Source organism: Streptobacillus canis (assembly GCF_009733925.1).
Taxonomy (GTDB): domain Bacteria; phylum Fusobacteriota; class Fusobacteriia; order Fusobacteriales; family Leptotrichiaceae; genus Streptobacillus; species Streptobacillus canis.
Genome location: NZ_WOEI01000012.1, coordinates 15,524 through 31,915, shown reverse-complemented (window position 1 = coordinate 31,915; position 16,392 = coordinate 15,524). Strand labels below are relative to the sequence as shown.

Genomic DNA, 16,392 nt, shown 5'->3' with positions numbered 1-16,392 from the left:
CTTACTTATTTAATCTAAAATATGTTTTTGTTAAATCATAAATTTCATCACTTAACTCTTTAGTAAGCATTTCTTTTCTAATTCTCCATGACCAGTTACCTAAAGTTGAAGGAGTATTCATTCTTCCTTCATCACCAAGTTCTAGGAAATCTTGTATTTGTGCTACTGCAAGATTTGCTACTGAAGACCACGCAGCTCTAATAAATCCTTTAACATAATCATTAGGATCTGTTAAATGTAAGTATTTTTTAGCAAATTCAACTTCAACAGGATTTGCTTTTTCAAACCATGTTTTAACAGTATCACTATCGTGTGTCCCAGTATAAACAGCCCAGTTTCTTTCTGTTTGGTGAGGTAAGAAATCACTTTCATTATCAGGATTAAATGCAAATTGCAACATCTTCATACCAGGGAATCCTGTTTTTTCTCTAAATTTAACTACATCTATAGTTGTATATCCTAAATCTTCTGCAACTATGTCTATTTTACCTAAAGCATTTTCCACAGCTTCAAATAACTCTGCACCTGGTGCTTTAACCCATTTCCCATTACTTGCATCTTCATCAAATTTTGGAACAGCCCAATAAGCTTCAAATCCTCTAAAGTGATCTATTCTTAATACATCTATGTATTTTAAAGTTTTTTCTATTCTGTTAATCCACCATTTAAATCCTGTTTCCTCATGTTTTTTCCAATCATATACTGGATTCCCCCATTTTTGTCCTCCAGCACTAAATCCATCTGGTGGGCATCCTCCAACTATATCATCTAAGAATAAATCTCTATCTTTCCATACTTCTAAACTATCTGGAGAAACATATATAGGCATATCTCCAATAATTTTAACTCCTAATGAATTTACATATTCTTTCCATTTAGTATATTGTGCAAAGAATTTGTATTGCACAAATTTTTGATAATCAATCTTATCTTTTAAAAGTACTTCAAATTTTGATAATTCTTCAGGGTTTCTATCTTTAACTTCTTTAGGAAAATATTCCCAAGAAACATTACCAAAATGTTCTTTTAAAGCCATGAATAATCCATAATCATTAATCCAATCAGAATTTTCATTTAAAAATTCTTCATATTTTTTATCTTCTATTCTTTTGAAATTTTCAAATGCTTTAGCTAATACTTCTTTTCTTGTTACATATATTTTACCAAAGTCTACTCTATCTGGATTATCTCCATAATCTAGTCCTTGATAATCTTCCTTATTTAATAGTCCTTCTTCATCTAAAATTCTAAAGTCTATAAAATATGGATTACCTGCAAAAGATGAAAACGCTTGATATGGTGAATCTCCATAACCTGTAGGACCTGTAGGTAATATTTGCCAATAATATTGTCCTGATGCTTTAAGAAAGTCTGCAAATTCATATGCTTCTTTCCCTAAATTTCCTATACCATATTCACTCCATAAAGAAGAAATATGCATAATTATTGCACTCTTTCTATTTTTATTAATGTGTTTGTAATCATAATTTTGTTCCATTTGTTTCTCCTTCTATAATATCTGCTTGAACTATAACAAAGTTTTTCTCTCTTTTTACATTTTCAATGCTATCTATTAAAATATTTACTGACTTATTTGCTAATTCTTCATAACGTATATCAACAGTTATGAAATCAAGTTTTAGATATTTTCTAAGTTTAGAATTATTAAATCCTGTAACTTCTACTTTTCTATCTAACTCTTCTATTGCTCTTATTGCACCTATTGCTAAAATATCATCTGTTGTAACTACAGCATCTATATTTTTATCTTTTTTTAATAACTTCTTAGTAACAGCATATGCTTCATAAGAATCAAAATCAGATGAAATTTGATACTCACTCTTCATTTTAGCTTCTTTCATCGCTCTTAAGAATCCTTCTTTTCTATAATTTGAAACTGTTAAATTTGTAGGTCCAGATAAAAATGCAAAATGTTTAAATCCTTTTTCTACTAATTTTTTAGTAACTTCTCTTGTTGCTTTAATATTATCATTATCTACCCACATTCCTTTATCAAGTTCTTTAGGTGTCCCAAGTACTACATAAGGGAAATCTATTTCTTGTAGGTATTTAATATTTCTATCATTTTCAACTAGATTTAAGAACACTAACCCATCTATTCTATTGGTTTTTATTAATCTTTCAATGTTCTCATGTGATTCTTGGTTATCTTTAGAGTGTATATACAATATGTAATACCCTCTTTCAAGTGCACAAGTACTAATATATGATAATGTTTCTGTAAAGAAATCATTTTGAAGCGGATTATCATTTTGATCTTCAATGACTACTCCTATAATTCTACTACTGCTTTTAGTTAATGAAACAGCTGCTGAATTAGGAAAATAGTCTAGTTCCTTAATCACTTTTAAAACCTTCCTTTTAGTCTTATCACTAATTAATGAGCTATTTGACATTACCCTTGATACAGTAGCTTCACTTACATTTGCTTTTTTTGCAACATCTTTAATTGTAATTTTTTTCATAAGTACTCCTTTTTTGTGCAAGCATTTTCATAATTAAGTATACTATCATTTTTCTAAATTTACAATAGTATTTATGCAAAAAAATTGCACAGTTTTTTTCTACTACTTTTAATTATATCTTAAAACATTGATATATCCTTTATTTTAATTTATTTCACTAGCTTCAAATTTATTGAAATTTATATCTTTTTATGATATAATTTTAAAATGAAAATTTATAACAAAGGTGATGAAAAAATGACTGGAAATGAATTAAGAAAAAGCTTTATAGAGTTTTTTAAATCTAAAGAACATAAACACTTTGAAAGTGCATCTCTAATACCAGATGATAAAACACTACTATTAACAGTAGCTGGTATGGTTCCTTTTAAAGCTTTTTTCTTAGGTGAGAAAAAAGCTCCATACAATAGAATAACTACATATCAAAAATGTATTAGAACTAACGACTTAGAAAATGTTGGAGTTACACCAAGACACCACACTTTCTTTGAAATGTTAGGAAACTTCTCATTTGGAGATTACTTCAAGAGAGAATCAATAATGTGGTCTTGGGAATACATTACAGAAGTATTAAAACTAGATCCAAACAGACTTTATGTTTCTGTTTATTTAACAGATGATGAGGCTTATGATATATGGACTAAAGAAGTTGGAGTGCCAGAAGATCATATGGTTAGACTTGGTGATGATGATAACTGGTGGGCTGCAGGTCCTATAGGTTCATGCGGACCATGTTCTGAAATATACTATGATACTCAAATCATGGGTGAAAACAATGAAGAAATTAATTCAAAACCAGGTGATGAAGGAAATAGATTCCTAGAAATCTGGAACTTAGTATTTACTGAATGGAATAGATTAGAAGATGGTTCTTTAGTTCCACTTCCAGAAAAAAATATAGATACAGGGGCTGGACTTGAAAGAATAGCTTCAGTTGTACAAAATAAGGTGAACAACTTTGAAACTGACTTATTTACACCAATTATTGATAACATCAAAAAAGTATTAGAAATACAAGGTGAACAAATATCTGTTTCAGTTAAAATAATAGCTGATCACTTAAGAGCTTCTACTTTCTTAATTTGCGATGGAGTCTTACCATCAAATGAAGGTCGTGGATATATACTTAAAAAATTAATAAGAAGAGCTTATGGAGCAGGAGCTGTTGAAAATAGAGAAATATTTGATAACTCATTAACTTTCTTACATAAAATAGTTGATGCAGTAATAGATAATATGAAAGAAGCATATCCAGAACTTGAAGAAAAAAGAGAATATATTAAAAATATTATTAAATCAGAAGAAGATAAATTCTCTAGAACTTTAAAAGGTGGAACTGAAATACTATTTGATGAGATTGCAAAATGTAAAGTAGAAAATATCACTAAATTACCTAGTGAAGTTTCATTCAAATTATATGATACATACGGATTCCCATTTGAATTCACTAAATTAATAGTTGAAAACAATAATATGGAAGTTTGTGAAGAAGAATTTAACCAAAAACTTGAAGAACAAGTTAAAAGATCACAAGATTCAAGAGTTAAAAATTCGGATATGATTAAAGATGAATTCATTGATAAATTCTATAAAGAAAATGGTAAAACTTTATTTACAGGTTATGATACTTTACATGACTTTGGTAAAGTATTACATGTTAAAGAATTAGAAAATGGACTTTATGAGGTAATATTTGATAGAACTCCATTCTATGCTGAAGGTGGAGGTCAAGTTGCTGATAGAGGTGTTATTAAATTTAATGATGAAATTATAGCTGAAGTAAAAGATGTAGCTAAAAAATCAGATGTATTTATCCACTATATCTCAGGACAAGAACTTAAATTAAATGAAGAATACTCATTAGAAGTAGACAAAAAAATAAGAAATGATATCAGAAAAAATCATACTGCTACTCACTTATTACATAAAGCTTTAAGAGAAGTTTTAGGTACTACAGTAGAACAAGCAGGATCATTAGTTAATGAAGAAGGACTAAGATTTGACTTCTCATACTATGAACAAGTAAGTCCTGAACAAGTTGCAATAATTGAAAACAGAGTAAATGAATTAATACTTGAAAACTTACCTGTATACATTAACTATGAAAATATTAATGATGCAATCGCTAAAGGAGCTATGGCTTTATTTAGTGATAAATATGGAGATGTAGTAAGAGTTGTTGATATCTCTAGTGTATCTCTAGAACTTTGTGGAGGAATACATGTATCTTCTACTGGAGAAATAGGATTATTTAAAATTAAATCTGAACAAGGTAAAGCTTCTGGTATAAGAAGAATTGAAGCAATTACTGGATATAAGAGCTTAGAATATGTACATGGATTAGAAAAAGATATACAAGATATCTCTAATAAATTCAAAACTTCTCCTGCTAACTTATTACCTGCAATCAATAAATTTAGAGAAGAAGTTAAAGTACAAGAAAACACTATTAAAGATTTACAAAGAAGATTAGTTAAATTTGAAATCAATGATTTAACTAATGAGGCAATAGATGTAAATGGTGTTAAAGTATTAGTTAAATCATTTAAAGATAAAGATGTAAATGAATTAAAAGATTTAGTAGATAGAGCAAAAGAAATACTTAAATCATGTATTATCCTATTTGGATCTAACAATGAAAAAGCTGTGTTTGTTTCTGGAGTAACTAAAGACCTAACTAATAAATACCACGCAGGAAATATAGTTAAAAATGCTGCTACTATTGCTGATGGTAATGGTGGTGGAAGACCTGATTTTGCACAAGCTGGTGGAAAAGATGGTAATAAAGTAAAAGAAGCATTAGAGAAAACATTAGAGTTTATAAAAGGAATATAATATGAAATTTTATTTAGGACTTGATGTTGGTGATGTTAGAATAGGTGTTGCAAAATCTGATGGACTGGGAATGTTTGCTTCTAGCTATGAAGTTATAGATAGAAATGTCACAAATCCATATGAAAGAATTAAGGAAATAATAAAAGAGGAAAGAATAGTAGGCCTAGTTTTAGGCCTACCTAAAACAAAAGATGGCCAAAATGCTATACAAGTTGAAAAAATACATAGATTTGTAGAAGAATTAAAACCATTTATCCCTGAAGATTTCCCTATTCATTACATGGATGAAAGATATACAACTAAAGAAGCAGAATACTATTTAAAAAACTTTTCTAAAAAAAATGGAAAAGAGAGAAGAAAAGTAGTAGATATGGTTGCAGCACAAATAATATTACAGAACTTTTTAGATAAATATAAAGGTAAAATATAAACGGAGTAGTTTAACTACTCCGTTATTTATTTCCATCTAGCATAAGAAAGATCTGTTACATTTCCTATAGGATGGTTTATTATGCTTGTTACTCTATCACTTACGTATTGATTTTCAATTGAGAAATATAATGGTGAAACTACATAATTTTCTAATAATAGTTTTTCTGCAGCTTTTATTTTATCCATTCTATCTTCTGTAAATATTCTTGAATCTTCAACTAAGTTTTTATATTTTTCTTGTTCAAATACTTCTATTTTTTTATTTTTAAACAAGAATCTATCTAATATTGCAAGTGGGTCTCTATATTTAGCAGACCATGTATTTAATGCAATATCGTAATTGTTTTCTTTAATTAATGTCAGTCTATCTCCATATGGTACAGTTTTAACTTCAACTTCTATATCTAAATTTTTCTTTAATTGCTCTTGTAAAAATTGTATTTCTTTTACTTCTATAGGCGTATTACCTGATAATAATTCTAATTTAATACTATCAACATTTAATTCTTTTTTTGCAATTTCTAATTCAGCTTTCGCAGTTTCTATATTAAAATCATCAATTAAGAAATCTGGTGTATATTCAAATAATTCATTTATTAAATTAAGTGCTTTTTTTGAACCATCATTTTTTACATTCATATAAGCATCTCTCTCTATAGCAAGAGATATAGCTTTTCTTAAATGAATATTTTTTAGCATTTCATTACTTATTAAATTATAGTCTAAATACCAAATTCTACCATCATAATATGAATTGATATTACCTTCATTTAATAATTCAACATCAACTCTTGAGATATCTATATCCTCATTTTTTATTAAATTATTTAAAACTGAAAAATCTTTAAAGTACACATATTTTACTTTATCTACATGAACTTCTGAACTTCTCCAATAATTTTCATTTTTAGAAATTATAATATCTTGTTCAGTTTTAATTTCTAATTTATATGGCCCATTATATTTACCTTCTTTATATGGAGCACTAATAGGTAAAGTCATTAAGTAAAGGAAATATTTAATGTCTTTTTCTAATTCAATAACTAGCATATTATTTTCAACTTTAATACCTAAATCTTCTCTTGAAACTTTGCCTTCATAATAATCTTTTGCATTTTTTATTACAAATAATTGAGATGCAAATTGAGATAAAAATTCTTTATCTAAAACTCTTAAGAATGATTCTTCTACATCTTCTAATGTGATAGGCGTACCATCAGAATATGTTAATTTATCTCTTAATTCAAATAAATAAGTATTTCCTTCTTTAGTATAGCTTTTTGCTAAACCTCCAGTAATCTCACCTTTATCATCTAATCTTAATAGTCCTTCATAAATTGAATTTGATATTTGTAATGAAATATTATCATTATATTTATGAGGATCTAAAGTTCTTGGTGCTGAAAATAGATTATATACTAATACTCTATCTTCTATATTTTCTTCTTTTTTACCACAAGAAAAAAATATGGCAACAAAAACAAATATATATGTTATTCTTTTTAATATTTTATTCATTTTTACCTTAACCTTTTATTTTATTTTATTTTATTTAATAATTCATCCACTTTATCTAATTTTTCCCATGGTAAATCTATATCTTTTCTTCCAATATGACCAAATGCTGCTAAGTCTTGGTATCTAAATGATGGTTTTCTTAAAGATAATGATTTTTCAATTCCACGTGGAGTTAAATCAAATATTTCATTTACTACTTCAGCTATTCTACTATCTGAATATTCTGAAGTTCCAAATGTATCAACTAATACTGATGTTGGTTCTATTACTCCTATTGCATATGATAATTGAACTTCACATTTTTTAGCAATTCCAGCTGCAACAATATTTTTAGCTATCCATCTTGCTGCATAAGCTGCTGATCTATCTACTTTAGAGCTATCTTTACCTGAGAATGCTCCACCACCATGTCTGAAATATCCACCATATGTATCAACTATTATTTTTCTTCCAGTAAGTCCTGTATCTCCATGTGGTCCTCCTATAACAAAACGTCCAGTTGGATTAATATAGAAATTATCTACTTCTGAAATATCTCTTCCATATTCAGCAAGTGCTGGTTTAATTACTAATTCTTTTAATTCTTTTTTGATAGTTTCTAAAGTTACTTCCTCATCATGTTGTACTGATAATACAACTGATTCTACTTTTTGTACTACTCCATTTTCATCATATTCTAATGTAACTTGTGCTTTAGCATCTGGTCTTGCCCATACTAAAGTTTGATTTCTTGTTAATGTAGTTAATTTAACTATAATATTTCTAGCTAAACTTAGTGCTAAAGGCATTAATTCTGGTGTTTCATTTACTGCTCCACCAAACATTATTCCTTGGTCTCCAGCTCCTCCAACATCAACTCCTTGAGCTATATCAGGTGATTGTGAATGTATCATATTTACAACTCCACAATCATAATCAAATCCAAATCCTGGTATATATCCTATTTCTTTTATTTTATCTCTTACTAATTTTTGTATATCTACATATGTATTTGTAGTTATTTCTCCACCTACTAATACAAAACCTGTAGTTGCAAATGTTTCACAAGCTACTCTTGAATTTTCATCTTCAGCTAAACATGCATCAAGTACTGCATCTGAAATTTGATCACAAATTTTATCTGGATGCCCTGGTGATACAAATTCTGATGTGAAATATATCTTTTCCATTATTCTTCCTCTCTTTCATTTATTATTACTCTACCTTCTAATGATTTAATTAAAGTAGCACTATCTGAATATTCAATGTTACCACCTATAGGTATACCACTTGCTATTCTACTTACTTTAACTTTCTTATTATTTAGTAATTTTGTTAGGTAAAGTATAGTTGTTTCTCCTTCTAAATCAGGGTTTAGTGCAAGAATTACCTCATTTACATTTTCTTCTATTCTAGCTAATAGACTATCAATATTTAATTCATCTATACCTATTCCATTTAACGGATCAATTTTACCACCTAATACATGATATAGTCCGTTATATGAACTAGCTTTATTGAAAGCATAAATATCTCTGGTATCTTCAACTACACATATTACATTCTTATTTCTATTATTTGAAGTACATATCTCACATATACCAACATCAGTTAGATTGTGACATATACTACAAGGTTTTATAGTATCATATGAACTTTTAATAGTGTATATAAGGTAGTTAATATCATCTTCATCTTTAGAAAGTAAATCAAATGCAATTCTTGTTGCATTTTTCTTTCCTATACCTTTTAAATTAGATAATACTTGCACTAATTCATCTATTTTTTTCATAACATTACCTTTCATAGAAAAAGAACTGTGTAACCAGTTCTTTTTCTATATTTTATATTTTTATTATCCTATTCTTGCAACTTTGAAAGTGTTAGTTGTTCCAGTTTCAGAAATTCCTGTTACTAGTACTACTAAGTCACCTTTTTTGAATCCTGTGTATGCTTCATCTTCAGTTGTAGCAGCATTTGATGCAGCAACTTCTAAAGCTTTAGCGAAGAAGTGTTCAGCGTTGTCTAAGTCTTTAGCAACTATTGCTCTAACTCCTCTTACTAATGCTAATTGTCTTGCAGTAACTTCTGAATCAGTTAAAGCAATTATTGGCATTGTAGGGTTGTATTTTCTAATCATTTTAGCAGCTCTTCCTGTTTTTGTCCAACAAACTATTAATTTAGCTCCTAAGTTTTCTGCAGCTTCTACTGCACCTTTTGAAACAGCTTCTGTAATTGTTACATCGTGGCTGTAGTATACTTTAGGTACTCCATATTCATCTGTTTTAGCAGATATTGTAGCCATTGTTTTAACAGCTTCAACTGGATATTTACCGTTTGCAGATTCTCCTGATAACATAACTGCATCTGTACCATCTAAGATTGCATTAGCAACGTCTCCTGCTTCTGCTCTTGTAGGTCTTGGGTTTTTTTGCATTGAATCTAACATTTGAGTTGCTGTAATTACTGGTTTACCAGCTGCATTACATTTTTTGATCATCATTTTTTGTGCAAATGGAACTTCTTCAACTGGTATTTCTACTCCTAAGTCTCCTCTTGCAACCATGATTCCGTCAGATAATTCTAAGATTTCATCGAAGTTATCGATTCCTTCTTGGTTTTCAATTTTAGAAATTATTTTAATGTGTTCTCCACCATTTTCATCTAAAACTTTTCTAACTTCAGCAACGTCTGAAGCTTTTCTTATGAATGATGCAGCTATGAAGTCAACACCAACTTCACATCCGAATTTTAAATCTCCTTTATCTTTTTCAGCTAATGCTGGTAAAGAAACTGAAACTCCTGGTAAGTTAACACCTTTCTTTTGTCCTAAAGCTCCTGAGTTTTTAACTTTACAGAAGATTTCTTGACCTTCGATTTTTTTAACTTCTAATCCTATTAATCCATCATCTATTAAAATAGTGTCCCCAGGTTTTAAATCTTTAGTCATGTTAGGGTAAGAAACTGAAATTTTTTCAGGTGTTCCTTTAAACTCATAATCAGTAGTTACTATAAAGTCTTGTCCTTCTACTAAATCGTATTTAACGTCTCCTTCAGCATGTGAACCTGTTCTGATTTCTGGCCCTTTAGTATCTAATAAGATTGCTACGTGTTTTCCTGTTTCTTGAGAGATTTCTCTAATAGTTTTAATTCTTGCTCCATGTTCTTCAAAATCTCCATGTGAGAAGTTTAATCTCATAACGTTCATTCCGCTTAAAATTAATTGTTTTAAAACTTCTTTCTTTTCACTTTTAGGTCCTATTGTACATACAACCTTAGTCATTTTAATTTTCATCTAATTCCTCCTAATATATATTAAACTTTATACTGATAACATCATTGCTATATCATAATCTTCTTGAGATTTTTTATTATAATTTTCCCAAGCATATGATAATTTATGTGTAACTACATTTGAACTTTCAACTCCAACCATTAATCCTGATTTTCCTTCTACTAATAATTCAACTGCTTTTACTCCTAATTTAGTTGCAAGTAATCTATCTGCTGCTGTTGGATTACCACCTCTTTGAATGTGTGATAATACTACAAGTTTAGCATCTAATTCTGGCATTCTTTCTTTTAATTCTTTAAGAACGTTTTCTTTGTTTTTATATCCTTCTGACATAATAATTACATCATAGAATTTACCTGCTTCTCTTCTTCTTTTAATAATATTTACTATATCATCAATTGAAGTTTCTACTTCTGGAATTAATATTCCATTTGCTCCTGCTGCAATTCCAGCATTTAAAGCTATATCTCCACAGTTTCTTCCCATAACTTCTATAAAGAAAGTTCTATCATGAGATTTAGCTGTATCTCTAATTTGATTGAATGATTCAAGCACTATATTTAATGCTGTATCATATCCAATAGTATAGTCAGTACCTGCTATATCATTATCAATAGTTCCAGGTATTCCTACTGTTTTAATTCCGTGCTCTTCGTATAAATAGTGTGCTCCATGGAATGATCCATCTCCACCAATTACTACTAAACCTTCAATTCCATATTCTTTTAAAATATTAGCTGCTTTTGTTCTAACTTCTGGGTCTTTGAATTCAGGTAATCTTGCTGATAATAACATAGTACCACCTTTTCCTGCAAGACCTGCAACGTCAAGTAATGTCATTTTAAATATATCTCTATCTAAAATTCCTTTATACCCTCTTCTTATACCATAAACCTCCATGCCTTTGTGCATAGCTGTTTTAGCAACTACTCTTATAGCAGTGTTCATACCTTGTGAATCTCCACCACTAGTTAAGATTGCTATCTTTTTCATTGTCTCCTCCGTTTCATACTAACTTGATTAATTACCTACATATTTTATCATTTTTCAACAAAAAAATCAATATATATCAATATATTTATAAACTTAAATAATAGATAATATATTAATTTTAATATATTATTTATTTAATTTTTTAAAATAAAAAATGAATATATTTTCATATACTCATTCTTTATAACTATTTTTCTATATTAATTATTACAGTTTCACCTGCAACTGCTTCAGTTAAACCTTCTACTGGATTTACAGCTTTATATTCTTCTGTTTCTAAAATTACAACTGGTGTAACAATTGAATCCGCATTGGCTTTTAAAAAATCATAATCAAATTTAACTATCGGATCTCCTGCTTTAACTTTGCTTCCTTCTTTAGTTATAATTTCAAATCCTTCACCTTTTAATTTAACAGTATTTAAACCAAAGTGAGTTAAAACTTGTACACCCTCTTCTGTTTCTACAACGAAAGCATGTTTAGTTTCAAATAATTGAATTATAGTTCCATCTACTGGTGATTTTACAACACCACTTTTTTGTGGTTCTACTCCAATACCATTACCTAATAATGCTTGGGCAAAAGTTGGATCTGGTACTTCTTGTAGAGGTATTACTTTACCATCAAGAGGAGACACTATTTTAATTTCACCAGTTTTTTTAACTTCTTCTTTTTTACAGTTACCAAATAAACGACATAAAAATCCCATATTTTCCTCCTAGTTTTTTATATAATTATATCATATTTTTTTATTTAAATTCAACAACTATTGCTTTTTCACCTACGTAAATATCTTTGATTCTTTCAGGATTAATAGTATCTCCAACATTTAATATTTCTTTATTAAATAATATCGTTTGAACGATTCTAGTTATTACTTCTTTTACTGCACCTTCATACGCAATATTAGTTATACTCTTAATATTTGTATGTGTTGCATATAGTTTTGGTGGGTAATATTTAAGTTCTGTTTCTATTAAAGCTACTATTGGTTTTTCTGAATTTTCTAATTTAAGTTCTATTTCTATATTTAATTTCTTATTTTCAACAAAAACTCTTGTTACTTTAGTTTCACCTTTAAAGAAATATATTTCTTTTTTTCCATCAACTTTTTTTGCTAACGAACTTTTTATTAATGATGTTGGTATACTAACACTAGAACAAGAAACTAAAAATAGTCCCATAAACATTGCTGCTAAAATTTTTCTCATATTTGATCACTTACCAATCCTACAGCTTTTCTAACTTCAACCATTTTAGCTGAAGCTATTTTATTTGCTGCTTCCCTTCCATTTCTTAATACTTCTTTTACATAATCTAAGTTATTTTCTAAAGCAATTCTTCTTTCTCTTTGCTCTTTGAAATAGTCTAAAATTCTTTCAAATAATTCTTTCTTTGCATGGCCATAACCATAATTACCTGCCATGAATTTTTCTTTCATGATTTTAACTTCGTTTTCATCAGCAAATAATGAATAAAGTTTAGTAACATTATTATCAGGATCTTTTGGATCTTCAAGTGGTGTTGAATCAGTTACTATACTCATTACTTGTTTCTTTAATACTTTTTCAGGAGCATACATGTTTATTATATTTCCATATGATTTTGACATTTTTTCTCCATCAGTACCTACTACTGTTGCTACACTATCAAGTATTAAAGCTTCTGGTAATTTAAATACTTCTTTACCATAAAATTCATTAAATTTAACTGCAAAATCTCTTGTAAATTCTATATGTTGTTTTTGATCCTTACCAACTGGAACAAAATCAGGTTCATAAAGTAATATGTCTGCTGCCATTAATACTGGATAATTAAATAATCCAACATTTGCTTTTATCCCTTTTGCAACCTTATCCTTGTAAGCATGTCCTCTTTCAAGTAAAGCCATAGGTGTAAGGTTTGATAATATCCACATAAGTTCTGTATGTAGTGGTATAGATGATTGTAAAAATATTGTAGATTTTTTAGGATCAAGTCCTGCTGCAATATAGTCCATAACAACATTCATACTTTGTGTTCTTAAAATTTCTGGATCTATTTGACTTGTTAGTGAATGATAATCAGCTACAAAGTATAGTCCTTCATATTTATCTTGTAAATCAACAAATTGTTTTAATGCTCCAAAATAGTTACCTAGATGCAGTACTCCACTAGGTTGTATTCCTGATAAACTTCTCATATTTTATCCCTTCCTTATTTAACTTCTTTTTTTGATTTAATATATGCTATTCCTGCTATACCAACAATTATCATTACTGCACTAATAATATATGGAGCTCTAATTCCTGCAACTAGTAAATCTTCAGCTCTAAATGTTGAAACAATAATTCTAATTATTCCATAGGTAACAATATATATCATAGTTAGTATACCTCTTGAGTATTCTTTCTTTCTAAATACAAACCATATGATATAGAATGCTATGAAATTTAATATCATTTCATATATCATAGCAGGGTGTAATTTCATATTTGGAAATTCTTGTCCTGCTGGTGTATCTAATGGGAAAGTAATTCCCCATGGTACTAATTCTTTAAATTCTAATTGTTTTAATAAAGGCATAGCATTAAATTCTTGCCACCACGTTGTAAAATTACCTTTTAAAATTACAGAAAATGGTGTAATTGTAGGAAAACCATGAATTTCTCCATTAGCTAAATTTCCTATTCTACCTAAACCTTGTCCTAAAATTAATGGCCCTACTGCCATATCCATTAATACTAATGTATCAACATTTTTCATTTTAGCAAATATTATTGTACCTATTATACCTCCAATAATACCTCCATGTATTGCAAGTCCTCCATGCCATACTTTTACTATTTCTGATAAGTTTTGACTATAGTATCCCCATTTAAGTAATACATAATAAAGTCTTGCACCAATTAATCCACTTATTATTGCAAAATATGCATAATCTTCAATAATATTTTTCTTTACTCCTCTTTTTTCAGCAACATCATCTCTTTTTGCAATAAATATTGCTGTAAATAAAGCTATAATATACATTAATGAGTAAATTCTAATTTCAAAATTACCAATTTTAAATAAATATGGTTTCATTATTTATCACTCTCTTTCATTAATTCTAAAGTTTTTAATCCAAGTTTTTCTCTATTACTTGTACTATTTGAGCCTAAAATTACTTGTATGATTTTTTCATCTCCATTATTAATTAAATAAACTATATTGTATCCTGCTCTTCTATGGAATCCTGTTTTTAATCCAGAAACCTCTTCTAATTTTACCAAAGAGTTAGTTGATTTAATCTTAATTCCATCTGATGTCTCATAAGTATATTTACTAGAAATTTCAAGTAATTTTTCATTACTTAAAGCATTTAACGCTAATAAATATATATCTCTTGCATTTCCTACATCCATCCCTCTATTTGTATCTACAGGTGGCAATCCATGAGGCGTATTAAATCTTAAAGATCTAAGTCCTAATTGTTTAGCTTTTTTATTCATTTTTTTTACAAAATTATCAACATTTCCATTTGAAGAAAAAAGAGCAAGCTGATAAGCTGCAGAATTAGAAGAATTTATCATTAATAGATGAAGTAATTCTTCTATTGTATATATCTTATTTTCTTTTAATACCACTCCATATGGAACTTTAGATGCTTCCTTATCTACTCTTACTTTTGTATTTAAAGTATATTTACCTTCATTTATTTCATCAAATATCACTGTTGCTGTCATAAGTTTTGTAACTGATGCCAAAGGTCTAGTACTAGTTTCGTTATATGAATAGTATTTATTATACTCACTATCTCCTATATACATACTTTTATATGTCCTATAATCTCTTGTAAGTACTCCTGTCATCTCTTCATTTAAATTACTTGATAATTTTGCAGAAAAAGCAAAAGAAACATAAGAGAGTAATATACTTAATAATATTTTTTTCATTTTTACCTCTTTAATTATTATAGAAACCTTTAAGTTTTTCAAGTTCAGGATTTTTATCTACTAAACCTAAATTTCTCGATATCTTATACCATTTTAAAGCTTCCTGATTGTTTAATAGTTTTAAATATGCAAAATATAGATGTTGTGCATAATCAACTTCACCAGCTTGATATATTTCATGATAAAGCTTTAAAGCTCCTGTTAAATCACCTTTAAAATAGTAAATTTCTGCTAATGATTTTTTTGCTTCTATATTTTTTGATTCTGAGGAAATTTTTAACCATTTAACTAAATTATCTTCATCACCCTTTATTCTATAAATATTGGCAATTTCATAATCCAATTCTTTTATCCCCATATTATATGCTTTAATTAGATTAGATAATCCTTTATCGTAATCATTTCTTTTTAATGCAATTGAAGCAGTATTTAAATAAATACCTGATTTAAAGTTTTCAATTTCACTTTTTTTATAATCTGATGGAAGTTTTTCAAAACAGATAATAGCTTTCTCAAAATTTTTGTTTTCCATCTCTAATAGGGCTAAATTAAATATAGCTTCCTTTACATTATACTTAAGTCCTAACTCTAAAACTTCTTTTAATTTATCATTTTCTCCCAATAAATAGTATATATATGATAAAGAATTTATAGCATTAGGATCACCATTTTCAGCCTCATCAATATATTTTAATAATTGATTGGCATCTATATTTTTCTCATTAAATTTTTTAAGTTCGGCTTCACTAAAAAATTTGTTATTTTTATCATCTAGATTTCCATCTAATATTTTAGTAAGATGAGCTGAATCTACACTAACAATTTCTACTTCTATCCCATTAGGGTCCATTACTTTAACATCATTGTTTTCAGGTTCATTTTTTGAACATGAAATTAATATTAAAGACAAGATAAAAATCATTTTTTTCATAGATTC

General features: G+C 28.2%; 15 protein-coding genes. 2 read left to right on the top strand and 13 right to left on the bottom strand.

What is annotated here, in order from left to right; all coding sequences use genetic code 11:
* Position 1 precedes the first annotated feature (1 nt).
* Both malQ and GM111_RS04305 read right to left on the bottom strand, forming a co-directional pair.
* A complete protein-coding gene (gene malQ, locus GM111_RS04310; protein WP_156299639.1) occupies positions 2-1,498 on the bottom strand; it encodes a 4-alpha-glucanotransferase in 1,497 nt (498 codons plus the stop codon).
* Complete coding sequence (locus GM111_RS04305) at positions 1,482-2,486, bottom strand: LacI family DNA-binding transcriptional regulator (RefSeq protein ID WP_156299638.1); 1,005 nt, start codon at positions 2,484-2,486, stop codon at positions 1,482-1,484. The genes malQ and GM111_RS04305 overlap by 17 nt, the downstream gene beginning before the upstream one ends.
* A gap of 237 nt (positions 2,487-2,723) precedes the next feature.
* Here GM111_RS04305 and alaS point away from each other — a divergent pair, with 237 nt between their 5' ends.
* Positions 2,724-5,321, top strand: coding sequence for an alanine--tRNA ligase (gene alaS / locus GM111_RS04300; protein WP_156299637.1), 2,598 nt, complete (start codon positions 2,724-2,726; stop codon positions 5,319-5,321).
* 1 nt (position 5,322) lies between these two features.
* Positions 5,323-5,751, top strand: a complete 429-nt coding sequence (gene ruvX, locus GM111_RS04295) for a Holliday junction resolvase RuvX (protein ID WP_156299636.1) — start codon at positions 5,323-5,325, stop codon at positions 5,749-5,751.
* Between the two features lie 26 nt (positions 5,752-5,777).
* Here the strand turns inward: ruvX and GM111_RS04290 are convergent, their stop codons facing one another.
* The 11 genes from GM111_RS04290 to GM111_RS04240 form a co-directional block, all read right to left on the bottom strand.
* A complete protein-coding gene (locus GM111_RS04290) occupies positions 5,778-7,271 on the bottom strand; it encodes a peptide ABC transporter substrate-binding protein (RefSeq protein WP_156299635.1) in 1,494 nt (497 codons plus the stop codon).
* Between the two features lie 20 nt (positions 7,272-7,291).
* Positions 7,292-8,443 carry a methionine adenosyltransferase gene (gene metK, locus GM111_RS04285; protein ID WP_231479767.1) on the bottom strand — a complete coding sequence of 384 codons (1,152 nt, stop codon included), beginning with the start codon at positions 8,441-8,443 and terminating at the stop codon, positions 7,292-7,294.
* Positions 8,440-9,042, bottom strand: coding sequence for a recombination mediator RecR (gene recR / locus GM111_RS04280; protein ID WP_156299633.1), 603 nt, complete (start codon positions 9,040-9,042; stop codon positions 8,440-8,442). The genes metK and recR overlap by 4 nt, the downstream gene beginning before the upstream one ends.
* 63 nt (positions 9,043-9,105) lie before the next feature.
* Positions 9,106-10,545, bottom strand: a complete 1,440-nt coding sequence (pykF, locus tag GM111_RS04275) for a pyruvate kinase PykF (protein ID WP_197034482.1) — start codon at positions 10,543-10,545, stop codon at positions 9,106-9,108.
* Positions 10,546-10,572: 27 nt separating this feature from the next.
* Positions 10,573-11,538, bottom strand: coding sequence for a 6-phosphofructokinase (gene pfkA / locus GM111_RS04270; RefSeq protein WP_156299632.1), 966 nt, complete (start codon positions 11,536-11,538; stop codon positions 10,573-10,575).
* 187 nt (positions 11,539-11,725) lie between these two features.
* Positions 11,726-12,247: a PTS sugar transporter subunit IIA gene (locus GM111_RS04265; protein WP_156299631.1), complete on the bottom strand. Its 522-nt coding sequence runs from the start codon at positions 12,245-12,247 to the stop codon at positions 11,726-11,728.
* Positions 12,248-12,287: 40 nt separating this feature from the next.
* On the bottom strand, positions 12,288-12,749 hold the full coding sequence (locus tag GM111_RS04260) for a hypothetical protein (protein ID WP_156299630.1): 462 nt from the start codon (positions 12,747-12,749) through the stop codon (positions 12,288-12,290).
* Entirely contained in the window at positions 12,746-13,720 is a 975-nt protein-coding gene (trpS, locus tag GM111_RS04255) for a tryptophan--tRNA ligase (protein ID WP_156299629.1), read from the bottom strand. The genes GM111_RS04260 and trpS overlap by 4 nt, the downstream gene beginning before the upstream one ends.
* 14 nt (positions 13,721-13,734) lie before the next feature.
* On the bottom strand, positions 13,735-14,604 hold the full coding sequence (lgt, locus tag GM111_RS04250; RefSeq protein ID WP_156299628.1) for a prolipoprotein diacylglyceryl transferase: 870 nt from the start codon (positions 14,602-14,604) through the stop codon (positions 13,735-13,737).
* Positions 14,604-15,455, bottom strand: coding sequence for a D-alanyl-D-alanine carboxypeptidase family protein (locus GM111_RS04245; protein WP_156299627.1), 852 nt, complete (start codon positions 15,453-15,455; stop codon positions 14,604-14,606). The genes lgt and GM111_RS04245 overlap by 1 nt, the downstream gene beginning before the upstream one ends.
* 10 nt (positions 15,456-15,465) lie before the next feature.
* Positions 15,466-16,386, bottom strand: coding sequence for a tetratricopeptide repeat protein (locus tag GM111_RS04240; RefSeq protein ID WP_156299626.1), 921 nt, complete (start codon positions 16,384-16,386; stop codon positions 15,466-15,468).
* Positions 16,387-16,392 lie beyond the last annotated feature (6 nt).